The sequence below is a fragment of the Scandinavium hiltneri genome, from assembly GCF_024764835.1.
In the GTDB taxonomy this organism is placed as follows: domain Bacteria; phylum Pseudomonadota; class Gammaproteobacteria; order Enterobacterales; family Enterobacteriaceae; genus Scandinavium; species Scandinavium hiltneri.
Window position 1 is genome coordinate 15,848 of the sequence record NZ_JALIGE010000073.1, and the last position, 20,096, is coordinate 35,943.

A 20,096-nucleotide genomic window follows, 5' to 3' on the forward strand; every position below is an offset into this window, starting at 1 on the left:
CTTTCCCCTTTTAGTCAAACGAGTTGAAGCCTCAGCAAGGACAACGTGGAGGTGATGTCCTGACTGTAGCGGGGAATGGGTTACGGGATCCTCGCGGAATATTCACATTTTTGTGATAACTGCGGGAAGCGCCCTCCGCGAAGGAGAGCGCTGGAAGGTGTTATAGATTCCCTACGCCGCCATCAACCAGTAAATCGGTCCCAACGATATACGCAGATTCATCGGAGGCCAGAAATACCGCGGCTTTTGCCAGTTCAGACGAGGTGCCTAAACGCCCAATCGGCACCAGTTGACGGATATCCTCGCGCAGTTTTTCCTCAGCCACGCCGTTGCCCAGTTTACCCAGTGCCGGAGTTTCTGTTGGGCCAGGGCTTAAGCCGTTGACGCGGATCCCACGCGGATGAAGCTCACCCGACAACGTGCGTGCCAGTGACAGAATCGCCGCTTTACTGGCGGCGTAAACGCTGCTCTGCGGTAAGCCAATCCGGGCGCTCACTGACCCGCAGACAATCACCGATGACGGATTCGCCAGCATCGGTAACAGCGCCTGGATGAGGAAGAACGGCCCTTTGAGATTGGTGCTCATCAGACGGTCATATGTGTGTTCATCCCACGCCTCAAGCGACTGATGCGTGACATCACCGGCGTTAGCGAAAAGGATATCCAGCCGTGGCCACTGTTCGCGTAATGCACCGGCCAACTGTTGTTGTTGGCCTAAATCGCCCGCATCGCTTTTGAGAATCAGTACATTTTCACCGAGCAGCTCCCTCGCGGCCAGTAGGCCTGATTCGCTGCGTCCGGTTATCGCCACCGTCGCACCTTCCTCCAGGAACTGGCGAGCTGTTTCCAGCCCAATCCCGCTGGTGCCGCCGGTAATTAATGCGTATTTGCCGTTAAGTCTGCCCATTATGTCACCTCATATTTAGCTGGTGACGCTATTATTTGCGCTATAGTATCTTTTAGATAGTAGGCACCTTTTGGATACTAAGGCACGCCATGGAATGCATTGACGAACGACGGGAGTCCGCATGACAAAAAATATTTACCTGGTGCCAACCGCAGGGTCGGATTGTCCGATGGTTGGTTTTGTAAACCTGATTGCCGGAAAATGGGCGATCCCTATCCTCTATCGGCTGATCCTGATTGATGAGCCGGTCCGATTCAGCGAATTACAGCGCGCGGTCGACCCTATCACCCAAAAAGAGCTCACGCGCCAGCTGCGCCAGTTTGAAGCGCGCGGGTTGTTGACCAGAGAGGTATTTGCCGAAGTGCCGCCGCGTGTGGAATATCAGATTACCGCACTCGGGAAATCACTGCGCCCGACGCTGGATTCATTGGCAGAATGGATGCGGGAGAATGCCGCCGCGATGAGGTGAAGATTAGCCCGGCAGCAGAGCACCACCGGGCGAAACATGCGAAAATTACAGTGCAGATTTAAGACGTTTAACGGCTTCGTACAGTTGCTCTTCGGTGGCGGTCGCGTAAGAGAAACGCAGCGTTTTCTTATCCGCATTATCGCTAAAGAAGAATTCGCCCGGCACGTAAACCACGCCTTTTTCCAGCGTCTGCTTCAGCCATTTTGTGGTGTCGAAGTCATACCGGAACTGCGCCCACAGGAACATACCGCCCTGCGGCTGATTAAAGGTGATGTGATCGCCGAGTTCCTCTTTCAGGAAGCGCGACAGCGCCAGGCATTTTTGCTTATAGGCATCACGGATCAGCGCGATTTGCGGGTCAAGGCGATTCAGGGTCAGATACGCCGCCACCAGGGATTGGGTAAATGAGTTGGCATGAAGATCGGTCGCCTGCTTCACAATCGCCACTTTCTGCTTCATCCATTCCGGCAGAATAATCCAGCCTACACGCAGGCCCGGTGCCAGAATTTTCGAGAACGTCGACGTGTAGACCACGCTGTCATGGTCGCCCAGTTCGGCGGCGGTCTGGATCAGGGTTTTCTGACGTTCTTCGGTAAAGCTGATGGCGCCATACGGGTCGTCTTCGATGATCACAAAGTCGTGTTTAATCGCCAGTTTGACCAGTTTTTCACGACGTTCGGCGCTCAGCGTAGTCCCACTCGGGTTACCGAAGGTCGGCACAATGTAGACCGCTTTGATGCGCGTCGTGTGCAGCAGCGTTTCGAGCTCATCGACGAGCATCCCGTCCGCGTCGCTGCCGACCGACTGCACGGTGGCGTTGGTCAGGCTGAGAATTTGCAGGGTCGCCAGATACGTTGGTCGCTCCACAACAAACACATCGCCCGGATTAGCAAGCGAACGGATCAGCAAATCCAGCGCCTGCTGAGAACCCGAAGTGACCAGCAGACGATCAGCCGTGGTGTCAATTCCACGAGATTTACACAGCCCGACCAAATGATCGCGTAATTCGACGGTCCCTTCTGTTAAACCGTACTGGAACGCCTCACCGAAGTTCTCTTCGACGACGAGCTGCGTGGCCTGAATAAGCCCTTCTTTATCGAATAATTCTCCCGACGGGATGCCGCCAGCCAGTGAAATAACGCCTGGCATTTTACTGTGTTTTAACAGTTCACGAATGGCGGAAGGTTGAAGCTGTTGGATGCGGTCTGCGAGGTGATTGCTCTTGCTCATGTTTTTTCTCTCGTTTTTATTCACCTAAAATATACATAGCACCCAAACGAATAAGCAATGCCTTTAGCAGCCAAAAGCAAAAAACCACGCCAGGCGTGGTTTTTATGCGCAACAGACTCAGTTCAGTGCAATACGCACCACGCTATCCGGGCCTTTGGTGGTGTTGTCTTCATTAAATTCCTGCTTGACCGTTACATACAGCGACTGTCCATCCGGCGAGATAAGCAGGCTATTTGGATGACTGTCAAAAGACCAACGGTGTTTCACGGCATAAGTGGTGGCGTCCAGCTGCAGTACTTTCTTCGATTCACGCTGGCTGATATAAATTTCGTTGCGCTTATCATTAAATTTAATCCCTAACGCATCACCTTCAATGCGTTTAAGCACCTTGCCAGTCCGTTCATCAATGACCAGCGTCACTTTGGCTTTGGAATCGTCAGTCACGAACAGCCGACCGGTTTTGGCGTCTTCCGCCATGTTCAGGAATAAATACGTTTTTCCGTCGCCTGGCGTCCAGCGCTGTTCTATTTTGTAGGTTTCCGGATTGATCGTGAGAATTTCCCCGCCCCCGTTGGCTGCATAGATACGCTGAGTGACCGGGGAATAGATAATGCCAGTGACCCATTTGCCGGCATTTTCAATCCGATGTTTTAGCGTCATGGTGTTTGCGTCGACGACCGAAATAAAACCTGGGTCCGCGACACCGCCGATAAACAGCATGCCGTTGTGCCAGAAGATTTCTCGCGCCCCCACCGGGTCGCCGTCTTTGTCTTTGCCTTCAAACATCAGTCGTTGCAGCACTTTTCCGCTTGCGGCATCCACTTTCGATACCCCACCGTCCAGCGTGTTGGTGGTGTAAAACAGCGTCCCACCAGGATCCATCGTCATGCCGAAGTTTTTGTAATCGGTAAAGGTCTCACCGGTTTTTTTCAGCGTAGCCGGATCAAGACGATATAACGCCCCGCCGTTTACATCTTTAAAACCCTGTGCGCTGGCGACGTACAGGGCCTTTGTTTCTGGCAAATACACCATTTCATACAGTCCATCGCCTACCACCTTTTCCGACACGCCAGTCACCGCAGTTTGCGCCTGAACGTTAAAGGTCGACAGGCTGAAAGCCGCGGTCATCGCAAGGGCGATTGTTGTTTTGTACTGCGCGAAGGGAAATTGCATCTGAAACTCCGTAATAGGAAAGAACCCTGCCCAAAATGGGAAAATCGGTGTGGCTTTTATATTAATGAGAATCATAAGCATTTGCGTTATTTCTGTAAACCCATTGAAAAACAGGGTTATCAGTCGGTTGCTGATTCACAAATTGTTACACATAGAGTTAAACTCTTGCGCGACGACGCAAAAGCAAATAATTATTATTACCATTCTTATTAAGTCGTTCTCCGCTTTTCACGTACCGGGCCATGAGAGAGCCAGGACATCCACAGAAACGACAACGCTTCACATAACAATAATTCTGACAGGAACCTTTATGTTTTTTATCTGCAAGGAAGCCAGCGGCGGCCCCCGCACGTCTGGCAAAAAGTTAATGACCGTTTCACTGCTTGCGTCAGCTATCCATGCCCTGCTCTATTCACCTCAGGCGCTTTCTGCCAGTCCTGAGAGCGAACAAACGATGATCGTCGAAGGCAGCAGCGGTACGGACAGCGACGAAACGCATGATTACAACGTGAAATCGACTCATGCGGGCACCAAAATGCAGCTTGCGCCGCGTGATTTACCCCAGTCTTTCAGCGTGATCACCGAGCAGCGCATGAAGGATCAGGATCTGGAAAATGTCGGTGATGTACTGACGAACACCACCGGTATTTCAGCGCAGGTGGTAGACAGCGAGCGCTCGACCTACTTCTCACGCGGATTTGAAATCAGTAATTACACCTATGATGATATCCCCACCTCCGTTAGCGACGTGTGGAACTACGGCGATGCGGCATCTGATACGGCGATTTATGACAGAATAGAAGTGGTTCGCGGTGCCACGGGCTTGATGACCGGCGCAGGAAGCCCGGCGGCGTCGGTGAATATGGTACGCAAACATGCCGACAGCAAAACATTTACCGGCAATCTGAGCGCCAGCTACGGCAGCTGGAACGATCAGCGCTACGTGGCCGATCTCTCTGCCCCGCTCAATCAGGAAGGTTCTGTGCGTGCCCGTGTGATTGCCGGTTATCAGGACCAGGACGGCTGGCTCGACAGGTACCATAAGACCAAAAAATTCTTATACGGCGTTATTGATGCCGACGTAACCGACAGCACCCTGCTCTCATTGGGTTATGACTATCAGGAAAGCAACACTGATAACCCGACCTGGGGTGGTCTGCCAACGTGGTACAGCAACGGCAAGCGTACCGATTACGATCGCAGCCTGAACAGTGCCGCCGACTGGACGCGATATAACCTGAATTCGCGCAAAGTCTTTGCCAATCTGACTCACACCTTCGACAACGGCTGGATCTTCCGCGTGAACGGCACGCACGCGGAGCAAACGTTTAACGACAAGCTGCTTTATGTGATGGGCAATCCGGACGAAACCACCGGCGAAGGGACCACCGGTTTTGGCAGTAAAGACCGCGGCGAACGTCATCTGGACTCCATCGACACCTACGCCAGTGGCCCGTTTGAACTGCTGGGTCGTCAGCATCAGCTGGTGGCCGGCGTGAGTTACAGCCGTCAGCATAATTCAACTTTTAGCGCCGATGGCCCGTTGGATAGCGAACAAATGGGTATCTTCAACAATGGCTGGACTGGCAATGTGGTCGATCCGCAATGGGGTGACTGGTATCAGAACGCCGATGACATCGTAAGACAGAAATCGGCTTACACCGCAGCCCGCCTGTCTCTTGCCGATCCGCTGTCGCTGATCCTGGGGGCGCGCTACACCCAGTGGAGCACCATCGGCAGCAGCGGTGACATGAGCAAAAACAACATTACGCCATACGGCGGTTTGGTGTATGACATCGATGACGCCTGGTCAGCGTATGCCAGTTACACCTCTATCTTCCAGCCGCAAACCAAACGCGACTCAAGCGGCCAGTATCTTTCACCGATTACCGGGAAAAACTACGAAACGGGGCTCAAATCCGACTGGTTCAACGGCAGACTGACGGCTACTTTCGCGATTTTCCGCATCGAACAAGAAAACGTCGGGCAGGAAGTGGAAGGTGAATTTGTGAATGGCAGCAGTGAGCAGGCCTATCGTCCGGCGAAAGGCGCCGTCAGCAAAGGTGCGGAATTTGAATTAAACGGTGCCCTGACGGATAACTTGCAGATGACATTCGGCGCGACGCGTTATGTGGCGCGGGATTCTGAAGGCCGGTTTAACAGTAATATGCCGCAGACCACCTTCAAGCTGTTCACCCGTTATCAGGTGCCCACGCTTGCAGACCTGACCATCGGCGGTGGGATGACCTGGCAGAATAAAACCTTCCAGGATGCAGTCGGGCCAGACGGCGAAACGCAGCGTGTTTATCAGGGAAGCTTCCCGCTGGCGAGCCTGTTTGCCCGATATCAGGTCAGCAAACAGGTCGCCGTCCAGGCTAATGTTAACAACCTCTTTGACCGCAGCTATTACAGCTGGCTTGGCGACTCGGCGGTGTACGGCGAACCGCGGAATGTCTCCGTCAGCGTAGGCTATACCTTCTGATGTTCTCGCCCTGGCGCTCGCCGGGGCTTCTTTTTGCAGTCTTAAGCCGCTCTCGCCTGTTCCGTCCTACTCCTTTCCGTCGCTGTCGTTGACAAGTTATCGGCGATCGCGCAGACTAAATGTGTACTCGGTACATTTTTATATTCAGTACACTACTTTCCCTATCAGAGAATCACTATGAATAAATCCCTGATTGTTATCTTCACAACAATCTGTCTCGATGCGGTGGGCATTGGTCTTATCTTCCCTATTCTTCCACGTCTGCTGGAAGACGTGGCGCACACCACCCACATCGCACCGTATATTGGCATCATGACGGCGCTGTATGCCGCGATGCAGTTTGTTTTCGCTCCAATGCTGGGCGCGTTAAGCGATAACATTGGTCGTCGACCGGTGCTGCTCATCTCCCTTGCCGGCGCGGCTATCAACTATATCGTGATGGCGTTCGCGCCTCATCTTTGGATGCTGTTTGTTGGCCGTGCGATTGCCGGGCTGACCAGCGCCAACATTTCCGTCGCCACCGCCTACATCACCGATATTTCAAAACCTGAACAGCGCGCGCGTCGTTTTGGCCTGTTCAACGCCATGTTTGGCATCGGCTTTATTATTGGCCCAGTGTTAGGCGGCGTGCTGGGCGATACCTGGATTCGCCTGCCGTTTCTGGTGGCCGCAGTGCTTAACACCTGTAACCTGCTGATGGCGCTGTTTGTATTGCCAGAATCGCGAGTTCCGGCGCATCGTTCACTGAAACTTTCCGCGCTTAATCCTCTCCAACCGCTGCGTTGGGTCTTCTCAATGAAAAAGCTGATGCCGCTGGTGCTGGTCTTCTTCATTCTTAGCGCCACCGGTGAAGTATACGGTACCTGTTGGGCGCTGTGGGGCTCGGACACTTTCGCCTGGAACGGCATGTGGATTGGCCTGTCGCTAGGCGCGTTTGGCGTGTGTCAGACGCTGGTTCAGGCGTTTTTACCCGGCCCTGCGACCCGTCTTTTTGGTGAACGGGGTGCGGTTCTGGTGGGGGTCGCCTGCTCCTGTTGTGCGCTGGTGATCCTGGCCTTTACCCGTGAAGGCTGGGTGGTGTTCGCGATAATGCCGCTGTTTGCGCTGGGCGGGATTGGTGCTCCGGCGTTACAGGCGCTAGCCACCCGGCAGGTCGATGCGGATCGTCAGGGTCAGTTCCAGGGCGTGCTGGGGTCAGCCATCAGCCTGGCGTCGATTATCGCCCCGCTCGGCTTTTCGTCATTCTATTTTGTCGTACAGCAAAGCTGGCCAGGTGCCATCTGGCTATCAGTGGTTGTGGTGTACGCGATCGCGGTGCCGTTAATTATTCTGGGCACGCGTAAAAACGTTGCCGCTGAATCCACTGATGCTGCGTAATTAAAGGAGAAACCATGTCTGAAGTTACCGACCGTCGTGCCAGAAAGCGTCTGGAAACGCGCCGCAATATCTCTTACGCCGCGACCGGACTGTTTGCAGAAAAAGGGTTTGATAACGTCACCATTGATGAAATCGCATCGGCGGCAGACGTCGGAAGAATGACGGTGTTTAACCATTTCCCCCGCAAAGAAGATATGTTTTTCGACCGAGACGATGAGATTCGCCAAACGGTGGCCGACGCGCTGCGTCAGCGCAAGGACGCTGAATCCCCCATTGAATCATTGCGCCTGTTGGCTCATCGACTGATTGCTGAAGATCGCCCTTTCTTGCAGTTTTCCGACGCCAGCCAGGGGTTCATTGCAATCATTAAAGGCAGTGACACGCTAAAAGCGCGGGCCAGAGCGATTCGGGATGAAGTAGCAAACGGCGTGGCCGCCGAGCTTGCGCACTGTGCGGGACGTGAAGATGTAGATGCAGATGCGCGGCTTGCGGCTGCGCTACAGCTGGCCTGCTGGAGTACGGCGCTCATCAGCGCCCATGAGGAATTTGCGCAATCTCTCGACGCTACCCGGGCCGCCGCGACCTTTCTGAAACTGGTTGATAAAGGTGCCGCCGGGCTCAAAGCGGCATTAGCCGGAACGCCTTACGTCTGATTAGCCTTCCGAACCCGCCGAGGCGCGTTTATCAAAGCGCTCGGCAAGGTTCGCCAGCGTGATATCCGCAAACTTCGCCAACAGCTTTTGTTCCGCTTCTGCCAGCACGCTTCCGAGCTCTTCATTTACGGCGGCTTCGACCGCGCAATTCGGATGCTCATCCCCGCTGCCAATGGCAAAAAGCTGCTTTACCCCGACCCCCTGATATATATCCAGTAGTGTTATTTCATTGAGGTCTTTCGCAATACGCCAACCGCCGTGATGCCCCTTCTCGGACGCCACAAAACCGGCATCCCGCAGCCCTGCCAGCGTGCGTCTGACGACGGCGCTATTGCTTCCGAGCATATGCGCGATTTGCTCTGAGGTGAACGCTTCGTTGTGTCTGGCCATGTGCAGCAGCACATGCAGCATTCGTGACAGCTTATTATCCTGGCGCATTGATGGCTCCGCGAAAACGATTTCATGTATCTTACAATGTTACGTGAGATTGACAAGGTGATAAGTCATGTGATTTTATAAGTCACATGAAATCCCTTCCCTGCTCCAGGAGAAAACCATGAGCTCATCACCAACGTCTGCGCAGTTCTGGGACGATCGCTACGCTAACATTTCGCCGGTGTCGAATGGCAAACCGGGCACCATGCTGGTGCGCTTTACCGAAGATCTTTCCCCGGGTCGGGCCCTTGAACTGGGATGCGGCCGTGGCGATGATTCCGTCTGGCTCGCGAAACGCGGCTGGCAGGTCACCGCCGTTGATATTGCTAAACAAGCTCTCGCCTATGCCGCCGACAATGCCCGTCGAAATAACGTTGAAGAGAGCATTCGCTTCGAACAGCACGATCTATCGCTCACGTTTCCTGAGGGAGAATATGATCTGGTTACAGCGTCGTTTCTGGAATCGCCCGTCGATTTTGGTCGCCAGAGGGTTTTGCGAAAGGCTGCAGCCCTTGTTGCATGCGGCGGCGTGCTGCTGATTACCTCTCATGGCTCGGCGGCTTCGTGGTCGGATCATCGACCGTCCCCCTTCCCCACGCCTGATGAAGCGCGGGCTGAACTGCAGCTGGACGATGACGCATGGCAGATCATTTTCGTCGGAAATATTGAACGGCTGGCAACGGGGCCAAACGGCGAAACCGGGGAGATTTTGGATACTGTGCTGGTTCTGAAGCGGTCCTGAGCTCCAGGGCCACCAAGATACAAAGTCAACACAGTTAATTATCATTATATTTACTTTTAGAGGCGCGTCATACTTCTGGAAAATAGATCATTTCGCTTATTATGCACTTAAAGTGAATGAATTTAGGCTTCAAAAGGCGCTCTGGCGCCTTTTTTATATGGATATTTATTCAAATCTGCTGTTAAAAATTACTTCCACAACATCTCATTCCTGCGCTTCGTCTGATGCTAAATTTTAAAAAAGTGTTAAATTTATACTCACATAGTCAGTAACGCTATGGACCACGGTTAATTAAGAACATATTACTTACAATACTTAAGGTTCATCATGGATAAGTTATCTTACGCTTCAGATAGCAATACATCTGCCTGGAATACCTACCTGCAACAAATCGAGCGCGTTGCGCCCTACCTGGGCGAACTGACCCGTTGGGTGGATACCCTTCGTCATCCGAAACGTGCGCTGATTGTCGATATTCCAGTACAGATGGACGATGGCACCATCCGTCATTTCGAAGGTTATCGGGTGCAGCACAACCTCTCCCGCGGCCCGGGCAAAGGCGGTGTGCGCTACCACCCGGATGTGGATCTGAACGAAGTGATGGCGTTGTCTGCCTGGATGACCATCAAATGTGCTGCGCTTAACCTGCCTTACGGCGGCGCAAAAGGTGGCATTCGCGTTGACCCATTTGCCCTGTCTGAAGGCGAACTTGAGCGTCTGACCCGTCGCTATACCAGCGAAATCGGCATCATTATCGGGCCACAAAAAGACATTCCGGCCCCTGACGTAGGCACCAATGGAAAAGTAATGGCGTGGATGATGGACACCTACTCCATGAATCACGGCAGCACCATTACCGGCGTCGTCACCGGCAAACCGATTCACCTTGGCGGCTCCCTTGGACGTGAAAAAGCGACCGGCCGTGGCGTGTGGATCAGCGGCCGTGAAGTGGCGCGCCGGGCAAACATTCCGGTGGAAGGCGCTCGCGTTGCGGTGCAAGGTTTCGGTAACGTCGGCAGCGAAGCGGCTCGCCTCTTTGCCGAATCGGGTGCGCGTGTGGTAGCGATTCAGGACCACACCGCCACGCTGTTCAATGCGATGGGCATCGACATGAGCGCCCTCACCGCCTGGCAGATTGAACACAAACAGATCGCCGGTTTCCCGGGGGCTGAAACCATCGCCAGCGAAGCGTTCTGGGACGTTGAGATGGACATTCTGATCCCGGCCGCGCTGGAAGGTCAGATTACCCGTCATCGCGCGGAAGCGTTGAAATGCAAACTGATCCTCGAAGGCGCGAACGGCCCGACCTATCCTGATGCCGACGATATGCTCGCCAGCCGTGGCATTATCGTGGTGCCGGACGTTATCTGTAACGCCGGTGGTGTTACCGTCAGCTACTTCGAATGGGTTCAGGACATGGCGAGTTTCTTCTGGAGCGAAGAAGAAATTAACGCGCGAATGGATAAAATCATGACCGACGCGATGGTTCACGTCTGGGAAAAGGCAGCTGAAAAATCCTGCTCCCTGCGTACTGCCGCGTACATCGTTGCCTGTGAACGCATTCTACTGGCGCGTAAAGATCGTGGTATCTACCCAGGCTAAGGTCTGAAAAACGGTGAGTCGCCCGTCGGCTCACCGTCATTTTCTCTTGCGCAATCAGCGATACTTTTCGCAAAACTGCGCAATATCCTGGTGCTGAAAATCAGCTAAGCGTTCAACGATCGTTTCCAGCGGCCAGTCCCACCATGCGATGCGCTGCAACTCGTTGGCAATGGCCCCGGTAAAGCGCGGCCGTAACAGTTTTGCCGGAACCCCGCCGACAATACTGTATGGTGCCACGTCTTTAGTGACTACCGCACCCGCCGCCAGAACCGCACCGTCACCTATCGTAACGCCCGGCAACACAATTACCCCGTGTCCCATCCAGACGTCGTTGTTTTACGGTTTTCATTAACGCACAACTCCAGGGAGAATTATCGATACTCTATTGCCTGTTTGTTAACGAAAAATGACTCGCGCTTTCGGTTAAATCACACGGCCTGCGCTATGCTGTAATCCGTTGAAACCGCGCTAAGGAGTCATTAATGGCTGACTGGAACCCGTCATTGTATTTGCAGTTTGCGTCAGAACGTACCCGCCCGGCGGCAGAGCTGCTCGCCCGTATTGCTAAACCTTCAGCAAAACACATTGCCGATTTGGGCTGCGGTCCGGGTAACAGCACCGAGTTGCTGCGGGCCGCGTGGCCAGGTGCCGCCATTACCGGCGTGGATAATTCCCCGGCGATGCTGGATAAAGCGCAAAAAGCGCTGCCAGATTGTCAGTTTGTAAATGCCGATATTGGCGCATGGCAGCCCGAACAACCGCTGGACGTGCTGTATGCCAACGCGTCGCTGCAATGGGTGTCCGGACATTCAGCACTGTTTCCGCATCTGGCCTCGCTACTGGCAAAAGATGGCGTGTTAGCGGTGCAAATGCCGGACAACTGGCAGGAGCCGTCACATGCCTCAATGCGCCAGATTGCCGCCGAGCTTGGCCATCCGGCACACGGACGCATTCCGCTGGAAAGCGTGCAGAGTTATTACGATTTATTAAGCGGTAGCGGTTGTGAAGTAGATATCTGGCGAACGACTTATTTCCACCCGATGGCATCGCATCAGGCTATCGTGGAATGGCTGAGTGCCACCGGCTTGCGTCCTTTCTTACAGGATCTGGATAGCGTCAGCCAGAACGCGTTTTTGAGTCGTTATCTGCAATTACTGGAAGAACATTATCCTCGCCAGCAAAACGGACAAATCCTGCTGGCGTTCCCACGTTTGTTTATTATTGCTCGCCGCATTACCAGCTGAAGTCGCGGACTAAAGAGAGATCCCAAGCCGTCGCGAACAAGGAAACAAAAATGATAATGTTCACGGCGGTCTCAATTTTCTTTTCCATGATGATTCTCCTGTTGGCTCAATGGCCATGTTACTGGGAAAATCTTAATGATTTCTTACCCTGTACGGTTACAGATTCATCCGATAAAGCACGAAGTCTTCCACATTGGTGAACTCATCATACAGCTTACGGGCCGGATTATTCTCGCGAGTGTGCCAGTACAGACGTGACCAGCCCTGCGCTTTGCCTTCATCGACCAAGGCCTGAATCAGACAGCGCGCGATACCATGCCCGCGCATTTCCGGGGCGACAAAGAGATCTTCCAGATAACATAGATGGGATAACTCCCAGGTGCCCTCATGCAGCACACTGTGCACAAACCCTACCACCTGACCGTTAACGTCTGCGACGCGCCCGAAAATGGACGATTGCGCGTTCAGCATCCGCAGCCAGGTTTTTTCGGTCACGGATTCGCTGACTTTGGATTCGTAGAACTGGTTATAGCCATTCCACAGGGTACGCCACTGGGCTTTGTCCTGGGGTTGAATGTCACGAATCAAAACGTCCATTGCGGATTTCCTTAGGTGAGTTGATAGCACTTATCGGGGAGCATTTTTGCTGGCACGTCTTTTTCATCATTCATTTGCAGCAGATCTATTTCGATCGCGTTAGTGATGGCGTCCAGCGGCAGGTCATTATTTTCCACCCCGAACGGTTCTTCAAGCTCTTCCGCCAAAACATCCAGGGATATGAAGGTATAAGAAATCAGCATGGAGATGAACGGCGTCATGTAATGCAGGTCACTCACCAGTGCAAAGGGCAGCATAATGCAGAACATGTAGACAGTTCGATGTAGGATCAGCGAATAAGCGAACGGCACCGGCGTGCCAGCAATGCGCTCGCAGCCAGCCAGCACGCCCGACATATCATTGAGTCGATTATTGAGACTGTGGAACAGAATGTCCGACAGCACGCCTTGCTGACGTTGTTCTGCCAGCCAGTTGCCCATCAGCAACAAAATTCGGTTCGCGGGAGACTGCACCGCTAAAACCTGTGCGAGCTGTTTTGGCGTCAGGTATTTCTCCAGCGTTTTTTCCTGCGGTAACCGACGCAGTTGCATACGCAGCGAGTGCGCAAACGCTATCTGCAGCCGTACAAACGCCGCCACATCCGTTTCCGGCGGCAGCGTGTTTTTGACTTCGCGCAGCAACGAGCGCGAGGCAATCATCAACTGGCCCCACAACTTTCGAGCCTCGACGTAGCGTGAATAACAGGCGTTATTACGAAAACCGAGGAAAATGGCGATGGCGACACCGAGAATACTGAACGGCGCGACGGTGAGCTTCACGCCGAGCGAGGTGTACCAGGGCAACAGCATGATAACCGCCACTGACAACAGAAAATTGAGAAACAGTCGGGAGAAAATTTTGGGTAACACCGCGCCGTGCCAGACAAAAATACGGGGAAGCCAGTGTTCGTGGGGTCTGAGGATCATGAGTCACTATCAGTAAGAATGGAAGGCTGCGTTATTTAACGTGATCCAAATCACTCTTTCAAGTTTATTGCGACATTTTGCTACAAATCCATAACAACGGGCGGTTTTACTTTTTGCTCTATTCGGCTCATAATGTGAGCCAATTACGATATTATTCGGCTCAGAGGTCATCATGACACAATGGATCTGGCAACAACCGGACTGGCCTGCTTTTCACTGGCGGGACGAGACTGTTTTGCCGCTGCTGCGTCAGCTGCAGCGTAAATCCGGTGTGCTGATCGGCCGCAGCGAAATACAGGACGAAGACCGGCAAACGCTGGATGCGCTGCTGTCGAACGTGCTCGCCTCTTCGGCGATTGAAGACGAACGGCTCAATGCCCAATCGGTCCGATCGTCTCTCGCCCGCCGTCTTGGCGTCGATGAAGAAACACCGTTCCCGGTATCCGAACGCTCTGAGGGCGTGGCGTCGATCATGCTTGATGCCATCGACAATCGCCATGAACCGCTATCTATTGCCCGTTTGAATCAGTGGCACCGCTGGCTTTTTCCGCAGGACCCTTGGTCCATGCATGCCGTTCACGCGGGAGAATTGCGCGGCGGTGAACCGATGCAGGTCGTCTCTGGCCGAATGGATAAGCCGGTGGTGCATTTCGAAGCGCCGCCGCGCGAAGGACTCGACGCCCGTCTGGACGCCTTTATTACATGGTTCAATCAGAGCAAAGATGACCCGCTTTCGGACCCGATACTGCGGGCGGCCGTGGCGCATTTGTGGTTCGTTACGCTGCACCCGTACGATGACGGCAACGGGCGATTAACGCGTGCGCTGACAGATCTGGCACTGGCTCAGGCAGATAACCAGAGCATCAGGCTGTATGCGATGTCGGTGTCGATTCTTGAACGGCGAAATCACTACTATCGCATCCTTGAGCAGACGCAAAAAGGCGGCCTGGACGTGACCGAGTGGCTGTTGTGGTTTTTGCAAACGCTCGATGTGACGCTGGATACGGCGCTGGCCAGAATCGACAGCACGCTGGCGAAAAGCCGGTACTGGAAACACAACGATTCGGTGCGCCAGACCCTAACTGCGGAACAACTGAAAGTGATCAATCGCCTGCTCGACGGCGGTGAGTCAGGCTTTGCCGACGGGATAAGCGCCAGCCAGTACCAAAAAGTCGCCAAAGTCAGTAAAGCCACCGCTACGCGTCATCTGGCGTATTTGCTTGAACAGGGGTTACTGGAAAAGCTGCCCGGCGGCGGGCGCAACACCCGCTATCAAATCACCCAACCTTCTTGAGCCGATAAACCTGACCAATTTGGCTCTTATAGTGAGCCGAATATTCGCGGAATTTGGCTCATTTATCTCCTGAAAGACAAAATATGCAGAGGAGTTAAGGGTATCGTTATTAAGATCGAAATAATGTATGTTGTAACTAATTGGGCTTATTAAAAACCCGGCACGCTGGCCGGGTCAGATTTCAGGTAATCAGCAAAGCGGTTTAACGGCTTCGCGCATACCCTTCGTCAGTATGGAATCGAGGTCATGCGTCACCTGCTCTACCAGTCCTTTCACTTCCGTCAGGTCCAGCTCCCAATGCTCTTTCACCGACAGCACGGATTCAACCAGAGACGTGGTACTGATTTGCTTATCGTGATGCTGCGACCAAAGGTGCTGATAGCGTTCAATCCAGTGCGCATCGTCCTGCACCGGATAGCTTTCACCGTTACGTTCAGCACGATAAAACGCTATCAGTGCCGCCAGGGAAAACGTCAGTCGTTGAGGCAATTTATCGGTCGCGGCCTGCCCCGCCAGCAGCTGCGGCAGAATACGGGTGCGGAATTTGGTCATTCCATTCAGCGAAATCGACAGCAACTGATGCTTGATATACGGATTACGGAAACGCCCGGTCACCGCACTGGCAAATGACTCCAGCTCATCGCGCGGTAAATCGAGAACCGGGATAATTTCCTGATGAATCGCTTTCTCAACGAATGCGCAAACGTCGGCATCGTTCATTGATTCACCCACGGTATCCAGCCCGGCCTGATACGCGACCGGCACCAGCGCGGTGTGCGCGCCGTTGAGGATCGCCACTTTACGTTCTTTATACGGTTTGATGTCATCGACAATCAGCACGTTGAGCGAAAGTTTGTCGAGACGCAGTTCGCGGGCAAGTGTTTTTGGCCCCTGAATCACGAACAGGTAAAAGTGCTCGGCGGTATCGAGAAATCCGTCTTTATAACCCAGTTCAGCTTCGAGATTTGCAGCTTCATCTCGCGGATAACCGGTCACGATGCGGTCTACCAACGTGGAACAGAATGCATTGGCGGTGTTCAGCCAGGCCACAAACTCTGCCGGTAACGCCCATTCCTGTGCATAGCGCAGGACCAGTTCACGCAGGGCATCGCCATTATAATCAATCAGCTCACACGGAATAATGACCCAGCCTTTATCCACTGCGCCATTGAAGTGGCTGAAGCGTTCGAACAGCAGACGTGTCAATTTCGCCGGATAGCTCACTGCTGGCGCGTCTTCAAATTTATCGCCCGCGTGATAGCTGATGCCCGCTTCGGTGGTGTTAGAGAACACAAAACGCATGTCAGGATTGTGCGCCAGTTTCAGGAATTCCTGATAATCGGCGTAGGCGCTGATTTCACGGTTAACGGAACGGATCAGACGCGCGTCGCTGACGGCTTCGCCCTGCGCGTTCAGGCCGCGAATGATGGTGGTGTAGAGGCCATCCTGGGTGCTGAGCGACGGCGGAAAATCGCTGTCGATTGGACGCACAATCACCACGCCAGAATTGAGGTCGGTGTGTTCGTTCAGGAGATCAATTTGCCAGTCGACAAAAGCCCGAAGAAAATTACCTTCTCCGAACTGAATGATGCGTTCAGGGTACTGAGCGCCGGGAAAATCGCGGCGGTTTACTGTTTTCACAATGGGTTTCCCTTATTGATTGGTCATACAGCCTGCGTTATTGGTCTAATAACTTATCAGACTTTAAAACCAGGAAACCCTGTTTTGATCAAACCAGACGCTGCTTTTTACGCGGTTTATACAAATTTGTAATACACCGACGTTGCTGTTATTTCACCGTCAGGCATCAGCGCATAGCGCGGGATCTCCCCGGCCTTTTGCCAACCGCACTGCTGATAGAAGCCTTCGGCGCCACTTCCCGTTGCGGTGTCGAGTACCAGAACCGATTTACCCTGAGCGACAGCTTCCTGCTCCAGGGCGGACATTAACCGTCGCGCAATGCCCTGACGGCGGCCGCGAGAGTGGACTAACAACTTTGCCACTTCCGCACGATGCGGTTGGTTTTCCGGTAAATCGGTGATCAGCTGGACCGTTCCGACCAGAGTACCGTCGCTGAGTTCTGCGGCAAGAACGACACGCTCGTTCGCCGCCACGTTGTGGGCGATTTTTTGCCAGAATGCCACCGCTTTATCGGGGTGAAATGGCAGCATAAAACTGACGGACGCCCCGCCGTTCACGCTGTCGACCAAAATGTCGCTCAGCTCAGGCAGGCGTTGCAGGATGTCGTGACAGGAAAGAGGAAAAATGCGCAGTGGCAAGGTCATATTGATCTCCCTGGAAAAAGGATATCACTATCCACCCAACAAATTCGCAACACAACAATTCGGTCATAGGCTTTGCTTATTCATTTGGCTATGACACAACCGTGTTGAAGACACCTTCTTCAGCCAGAGATTTGGCGCAGGTTTTGTTGCGCCCGGCTTTTTTAGCACGGTAAAGATACTCGTCGGCTTCCACCAGCAATTCATTGAAGACATCAATTTTTTCTTTGCTGCCGAGCGTTCCGCTTCCGGTCCCAATACTTACCGTAACCTGCAGCGGCTGCTGTCGCCACTGGAAGACGTTGGCTTCGACACGCTGACGAATTTTCTCAGCCAGATGATAACCGTCCAGCGGATCACGCGTTTTCGCGGCAACCACAAACTCTTCGCCACCCATCCGCGCCACCAGCCCCTGCTCGCCCACCGTGTCATACACCTGACGTGCAAACGCCGCCAGCACATAGTCGCCACATTCATGGCCGTAGTTATCATTCACGCTTTTAAAGAAATCGATATCCAACAGCATTACCGTCAGATGCTGACTGGTACTGGCGGGTTGGTTTTTGAGGGTTTCATAAAGGCCAGAACGCGAATAGACGCGGGTCAGAAAATCGAAATCCGCGCGCAGCGAAACCTGACGAACAAGATTATTAATGGCCGCCACAGTGGTAGAAACGATCACCGGACTGATAGCCAGCGACGCAATCCCCAGGCGCGTAGAGAAAAGCTGTGCAGTTTGCAGCGGCCCGCTCACGGCAATATTGATAATTCCATTCGCCACCAGAATGATTTCACTGGCCCCGGTAATCAGCGTCAGCGCAGAGGTGACCGGCAGCGGGTAACGAAGGGCACACCAGATAAGCGCGGGCAGCGGAAAAGTAAGACTCCCTGCTCCGCCAATAGCGATCGCCGCCAGCATAGAGAGCACCAACGTCAACACCGGCAGCAGCTGTTGCCAGCGGAACCGGGTAATTTCGTGTGGCAGCGTCAGGGTCATAACGCACGGTAAAATCAGCACGCCAGTAGAAAACTGTTCGCTAAACCAGTCCGCCAACAGCGGCATGAATGATTGTCTGTCGATCCCGACCGATCCAAGCGCACCCAACAGCGCGCAGAAAATCGCGGAAATAAGACAGTAATAAAATAACCGCAAAGCGTTAATTGGCTCGGGTTCACTCCCCGCCTGATGTTTATCGCGCATAACCAACTGTGCCACCATCACGATAAACACCATATTCGAGGCGTTGATTATCAGCGACGCAAAGCCCCATTGGGTCGTCATTACGTCAAAAAGCAGCATTGCACAGTAGCAAATCGCATAATAATGCAGTCGGTTAAGCCAGACGTAGCGGGCAAATATTGCTGCCATCACCGCATTCAGCGGCCAGAAGAGCGAAAGCTCCTGCACAAGGCGCAGCATAGCGCCCATCGCATAAAATAGCGTGGTGATAATAAACAGGAAAAATACATTACGCAGGACGTGCGCTTCACTGAATACGGTAAATCGGGGGACAGAAATCGAACGCATTAATTATTTTCCATATAATCGCAAGTAGCAATTATTTCAGCAATTACAGGGTAATGATCGGTAATACCGATACTATTGATCATAATCTGCGTATTAACAATTATCTGTGTTAGTTATTTGTTGTCCATTTGCAACGTGAAGCGATGACTAAATCAATAGACTGAACGTCCCAACCGCTGGGTCAGTTTTTCCAGAACCGCGGTCCCCGCCAGCGAGTTACCCGCGTCATCGAGCTGTGGACTCCAGACAGCAATCGTCATTTCGTGCGGCACAATCGCCACGATCCCCCCGCCCACGCCAGATTTCGCCGGAAGCCCCACGCGCCAGGCAAATTCCCCGGCATTCTGATACATCCCGCTGGTCGCCATTAACGCATTCACCTGGCGAGCCTGTAACGGCGTGATGATGGTCTGGTCTCGCTGTGGGAAATGCCCCTGATTCGCCAGAAACAGGAAGGTCTGCGCCAGTTCGGCACAGCTCATTTTAAGGGCACAATAATGGAAGTAGTTTTGTAGCACCGTCGCCACATCATTATGGAAGTTGCCGAAGGACTTCATCAGCCAGGCAATGGCGGCATTACGGGCGGAATGATCGAGTTCAGATCGCGCCACCACCGTGTCGTAGGCAATATCCTCGACGCCGGACAGTTTGCGCACAATCTCCAGCATGCGCTGCCGCGGCGCACTGAGACGACTTTGCAGCATGTCGCATACCACCAGCGCACCGGCATTGATAAACGGATTACGCGGAATACCCTGCTCGATTTCCAGCTGCAGTAGTGAGTTAAACGGTTGTCCGGACGGATCTTTCCCCACCCGCTGCCAGATTTCCTCTTCGGCGTAGTGATTCATCGCCACCACCAGACTCAGCACTTTGGAAATCGACTGAATGGAAAAACGCTCCTGCGCATCGCCCGCAAAAAAATGCTGGCCATCAACGGTACTGATGGCAATCCCCAGCTTTGCGCCATCCACACAGGCCAGTGCCGGAATATAGTCCGCCACTTTGCCTTTCCCTATCAGCGGTGTTACCTCTGCCAGAACAGATTCCAGCATGCTGTTATCGATGACCGTTGCCACTCTTGCTCCTTGCCCACAGGCCGATTTCGGGCTCGGAGTATACCAGCGTCAGCGGTTGAGCGCACAGTGTAAGCAC

18 protein-coding genes and 1 pseudogene are annotated in these 20,096 nt (G+C 53.3%); 8 read left to right on the plus strand and 11 right to left on the minus strand.

Going from position 1 to position 20,096, the window contains the following annotated elements; genetic code table 11:
• Window positions 1-160 precede the first annotated feature (160 nt).
• Window positions 161-907, minus strand: coding sequence for an SDR family oxidoreductase (locus tag MUU47_RS10745; protein WP_258988196.1), 747 nt, complete (start codon window positions 905-907; stop codon window positions 161-163).
• Window positions 908-1,028: 121 nt separating this feature from the next.
• Here MUU47_RS10745 and MUU47_RS10750 point away from each other — a divergent pair, with 121 nt between their 5' ends.
• Complete coding sequence (locus MUU47_RS10750; RefSeq protein WP_235033607.1) at window positions 1,029-1,376, plus strand: winged helix-turn-helix transcriptional regulator; 348 nt, start codon at window positions 1,029-1,031, stop codon at window positions 1,374-1,376.
• Between the two features lie 45 nt (window positions 1,377-1,421).
• On the opposite strand, the gene MUU47_RS10755 is transcribed toward MUU47_RS10750, so the two are convergent.
• Together MUU47_RS10755 and MUU47_RS10760 are read right to left on the minus strand one after the other, a co-directional pair.
• Window positions 1,422-2,606, minus strand: a complete 1,185-nt coding sequence (locus MUU47_RS10755) for an aminotransferase-like domain-containing protein (protein ID WP_258988198.1) — start codon at window positions 2,604-2,606, stop codon at window positions 1,422-1,424.
• Window positions 2,607-2,723: 117 nt separating this feature from the next.
• A complete protein-coding gene (locus tag MUU47_RS10760; RefSeq protein WP_258988199.1) occupies window positions 2,724-3,779 on the minus strand; it encodes a YncE family protein in 1,056 nt (351 codons plus the stop codon).
• A 310-nt stretch (window positions 3,780-4,089) separates the two neighbouring features.
• Between MUU47_RS10760 and fhuE the strand changes: the two genes are divergently transcribed.
• The 3 genes from fhuE to MUU47_RS10775 all read left to right on the plus strand — a co-directional run bounded on the left by fhuE (window position 4,090) and on the right by MUU47_RS10775 (window position 8,291).
• Window positions 4,090-6,261 carry a ferric-rhodotorulic acid/ferric-coprogen receptor FhuE gene (gene fhuE / locus MUU47_RS10765; RefSeq protein WP_258988200.1) on the plus strand — a complete coding sequence of 724 codons (2,172 nt, stop codon included), beginning with the start codon at window positions 4,090-4,092 and terminating at the stop codon, window positions 6,259-6,261.
• A 177-nt stretch (window positions 6,262-6,438) separates the two neighbouring features.
• Window positions 6,439-7,638: a TCR/Tet family MFS transporter gene (locus MUU47_RS10770; RefSeq protein ID WP_258988201.1), complete on the plus strand. Its 1,200-nt coding sequence runs from the start codon at window positions 6,439-6,441 to the stop codon at window positions 7,636-7,638.
• 14 nt (window positions 7,639-7,652) lie between these two features.
• Window positions 7,653-8,291 carry a TetR/AcrR family transcriptional regulator gene (locus MUU47_RS10775; RefSeq protein ID WP_258988202.1) on the plus strand — a complete coding sequence of 213 codons (639 nt, stop codon included), beginning with the start codon at window positions 7,653-7,655 and terminating at the stop codon, window positions 8,289-8,291.
• On the opposite strand, the gene MUU47_RS10780 is transcribed toward MUU47_RS10775, so the two are convergent.
• Window positions 8,292-8,729, minus strand: coding sequence for an RrF2 family transcriptional regulator (locus tag MUU47_RS10780; RefSeq protein WP_258988203.1), 438 nt, complete (start codon window positions 8,727-8,729; stop codon window positions 8,292-8,294).
• A gap of 118 nt (window positions 8,730-8,847) precedes the next feature.
• Here MUU47_RS10780 and MUU47_RS10785 point away from each other — a divergent pair, with 118 nt between their 5' ends.
• Together MUU47_RS10785 and MUU47_RS10790 are read left to right on the plus strand one after the other, a co-directional pair.
• Window positions 8,848-9,468 carry a class I SAM-dependent methyltransferase gene (locus MUU47_RS10785; protein WP_258988204.1) on the plus strand — a complete coding sequence of 207 codons (621 nt, stop codon included), beginning with the start codon at window positions 8,848-8,850 and terminating at the stop codon, window positions 9,466-9,468.
• Between the two features lie 327 nt (window positions 9,469-9,795).
• A complete protein-coding gene (locus tag MUU47_RS10790) occupies window positions 9,796-11,070 on the plus strand; it encodes a Glu/Leu/Phe/Val family dehydrogenase (RefSeq protein ID WP_258988205.1) in 1,275 nt (424 codons plus the stop codon).
• Between the two features lie 54 nt (window positions 11,071-11,124).
• Here the strand turns inward: MUU47_RS10790 and MUU47_RS10795 are convergent.
• Window positions 11,125-11,403: pseudogene (locus tag MUU47_RS10795) on the minus strand (LbetaH domain-containing protein); the annotation flags it as partial.
• 149 nt (window positions 11,404-11,552) lie between these two features.
• Here MUU47_RS10795 and tam point away from each other — a divergent pair.
• Window positions 11,553-12,314 carry a trans-aconitate 2-methyltransferase gene (tam, locus tag MUU47_RS10800; RefSeq protein WP_258988206.1) on the plus strand — a complete coding sequence of 254 codons (762 nt, stop codon included), beginning with the start codon at window positions 11,553-11,555 and terminating at the stop codon, window positions 12,312-12,314.
• Between the two features lie 156 nt (window positions 12,315-12,470).
• Here the strand turns inward: tam and MUU47_RS10805 are convergent, their stop codons facing one another.
• Together MUU47_RS10805 and MUU47_RS10810 are read right to left on the minus strand one after the other, a co-directional pair.
• Window positions 12,471-12,911, minus strand: coding sequence for a GNAT family N-acetyltransferase (locus MUU47_RS10805; protein WP_258988207.1), 441 nt, complete (start codon window positions 12,909-12,911; stop codon window positions 12,471-12,473).
• Window positions 12,912-12,922: 11 nt separating this feature from the next.
• A complete protein-coding gene (locus tag MUU47_RS10810; protein WP_258988208.1) occupies window positions 12,923-13,837 on the minus strand; it encodes a bestrophin family protein in 915 nt (304 codons plus the stop codon).
• A 169-nt stretch (window positions 13,838-14,006) separates the two neighbouring features.
• Between MUU47_RS10810 and MUU47_RS10815 the strand changes: the two genes are divergently transcribed.
• Window positions 14,007-15,131: a Fic family protein gene (locus tag MUU47_RS10815; RefSeq protein ID WP_258988580.1), complete on the plus strand. Its 1,125-nt coding sequence runs from the start codon at window positions 14,007-14,009 to the stop codon at window positions 15,129-15,131.
• Window positions 15,132-15,320: 189 nt separating this feature from the next.
• Here the strand turns inward: MUU47_RS10815 and MUU47_RS10820 are convergent, their stop codons facing one another.
• The 4 genes from MUU47_RS10820 to glsB all read right to left on the minus strand — a co-directional run bounded on the left by MUU47_RS10820 (window position 15,321) and on the right by glsB (window position 20,020).
• Entirely contained in the window at window positions 15,321-16,772 is a 1,452-nt protein-coding gene (locus tag MUU47_RS10820; protein WP_258988209.1) for a tagaturonate reductase, read from the minus strand.
• 116 nt (window positions 16,773-16,888) lie between these two features.
• Window positions 16,889-17,416: a GNAT family N-acetyltransferase gene (locus MUU47_RS10825; RefSeq protein ID WP_258988210.1), complete on the minus strand. Its 528-nt coding sequence runs from the start codon at window positions 17,414-17,416 to the stop codon at window positions 16,889-16,891.
• Between the two features lie 88 nt (window positions 17,417-17,504).
• Entirely contained in the window at window positions 17,505-18,941 is a 1,437-nt protein-coding gene (locus tag MUU47_RS10830) for a GGDEF domain-containing protein (RefSeq protein WP_258988211.1), read from the minus strand.
• A 152-nt stretch (window positions 18,942-19,093) separates the two neighbouring features.
• Window positions 19,094-20,020 (minus strand): glutaminase B, encoded by a 927-nt coding sequence (gene glsB, locus MUU47_RS10835; RefSeq protein ID WP_258988212.1) that lies wholly within the window; start codon window positions 20,018-20,020, stop codon window positions 19,094-19,096.
• Window positions 20,021-20,096 lie beyond the last annotated feature (76 nt).

What these genes read in the sequence shown, in the direction of transcription:
- MUU47_RS10745 (WP_258988196.1), bottom strand. Translation starts at nt 907, where the DNA reads ATGGGCAGACTTAACGGCAAATACGCATTAATTACCGGCGGCACCAGC.
- MUU47_RS10750 (WP_235033607.1), top strand. Translation starts at nt 1,029, where the DNA reads ATGACAAAAAATATTTACCTGGTGCCAACCGCAGGGTCGGATTGTCCG.
- MUU47_RS10755 (WP_258988198.1), bottom strand. Translation starts at nt 2,606, where the DNA reads ATGAGCAAGAGCAATCACCTCGCAGACCGCATCCAACAGCTTCAACCT.
- MUU47_RS10760 (WP_258988199.1), bottom strand. Translation starts at nt 3,779, where the DNA reads ATGCAATTTCCCTTCGCGCAGTACAAAACAACAATCGCCCTTGCGATG.
- fhuE (WP_258988200.1), top strand. Translation starts at nt 4,090, where the DNA reads ATGTTTTTTATCTGCAAGGAAGCCAGCGGCGGCCCCCGCACGTCTGGC.
- MUU47_RS10770 (WP_258988201.1), top strand. Translation starts at nt 6,439, where the DNA reads ATGAATAAATCCCTGATTGTTATCTTCACAACAATCTGTCTCGATGCG.
- MUU47_RS10775 (WP_258988202.1), top strand. Translation starts at nt 7,653, where the DNA reads ATGTCTGAAGTTACCGACCGTCGTGCCAGAAAGCGTCTGGAAACGCGC.
- MUU47_RS10780 (WP_258988203.1), bottom strand. Translation starts at nt 8,729, where the DNA reads ATGCGCCAGGATAATAAGCTGTCACGAATGCTGCATGTGCTGCTGCAC.
- MUU47_RS10785 (WP_258988204.1), top strand. Translation starts at nt 8,848, where the DNA reads ATGAGCTCATCACCAACGTCTGCGCAGTTCTGGGACGATCGCTACGCT.
- MUU47_RS10790 (WP_258988205.1), top strand. Translation starts at nt 9,796, where the DNA reads ATGGATAAGTTATCTTACGCTTCAGATAGCAATACATCTGCCTGGAAT.
- tam (WP_258988206.1), top strand. Translation starts at nt 11,553, where the DNA reads ATGGCTGACTGGAACCCGTCATTGTATTTGCAGTTTGCGTCAGAACGT.
- MUU47_RS10805 (WP_258988207.1), bottom strand. Translation starts at nt 12,911, where the DNA reads ATGGACGTTTTGATTCGTGACATTCAACCCCAGGACAAAGCCCAGTGG.
- MUU47_RS10810 (WP_258988208.1), bottom strand. Translation starts at nt 13,837, where the DNA reads ATGATCCTCAGACCCCACGAACACTGGCTTCCCCGTATTTTTGTCTGG.
- MUU47_RS10825 (WP_258988210.1), bottom strand. Translation starts at nt 17,416, where the DNA reads ATGACCTTGCCACTGCGCATTTTTCCTCTTTCCTGTCACGACATCCTG.
- MUU47_RS10830 (WP_258988211.1), bottom strand. Translation starts at nt 18,941, where the DNA reads ATGCGTTCGATTTCTGTCCCCCGATTTACCGTATTCAGTGAAGCGCAC.